The organism is Segatella salivae DSM 15606 (assembly GCF_000185845.1).
GTDB classification, from domain to species: Bacteria; Bacteroidota; Bacteroidia; order Bacteroidales; family Bacteroidaceae; genus Prevotella; species Prevotella salivae.
On the sequence record NZ_GL629685.1, the window covers coordinates 1 to 602 of the forward strand.

Consider the following 602-nt stretch of genomic DNA (forward strand, 5'->3'; position numbering starts at 1 on the left):
CAAAGGTCAACAACATACAGATAGACGGCATATCATTCATAGAACACCACAGCTTTGAGGCATTCAACGAGGGTGTCCGCCTTAAGCAATGCATTGAATATCAGGAATCTTTGACGGGAATCAAAGTCAAGCGTGTCGGTGCCGATTCCATATACGCCAACAATGCCAACCGCACTATGTGTACTGAAAAAGGCATAACGACCTATTTCACTAGAAAAGGTCCAAGACCTAAAGAAGAAGCTGAATGTCTCAAGACAGCGAGAAAGATTATTGGAAACCTAGAGCTACGGTAATGGAGGGTAGCTTTGGAAATCAAAAACAACACTATAGCCTTGGACGCATCAAGGCACGCAATATGTTTAGTGAGAGGCTACTACTCTTCTTCGGAATCCATACAGCAAATACTGCCATTCTTGCCGCAAGAGAGATGGCTCGGAGTGTGAAGAAGGCTGCCTAATAAGACTTAAGGATAATTTTACAAATCCATAGATAGTATGGAAAGGGCAGGTGTGCCCATATGACTCAGTATTTGAGATTTTTGAACAAATAACACAGCATATCCTTTTTCTGGGAACTTCTCCAAGGAAAAAATGCAGTTTTTG

General features: G+C 42.0%; 1 protein-coding gene and 1 pseudogene. Both read left to right on the forward strand.

Features of this window, described 5'->3' with window-relative positions:
- A pseudogene (locus HMPREF9420_RS15040) lies at positions 1–293 on the forward strand (DDE transposase); the annotation flags it as partial.
- The gene (locus HMPREF9420_RS15045) at positions 293–457 is read left to right on the forward strand and encodes a hypothetical protein (protein WP_398394931.1); all 165 of its coding nucleotides are present in this window, start codon (positions 293–295) and stop codon (positions 455–457) included. The pseudogene HMPREF9420_RS15040 and the gene HMPREF9420_RS15045, both read left to right, overlap by 1 nt.
- Positions 458–602: the final 145 nt, after the last annotated feature.

Coding starts and splice junctions, on each gene's coding strand:
- HMPREF9420_RS15045 (WP_398394931.1), top strand. CDS start 293: ATGGAGGGTAGCTTTGGAAATCAAAAACAACACTATAGCCTTGGACGC.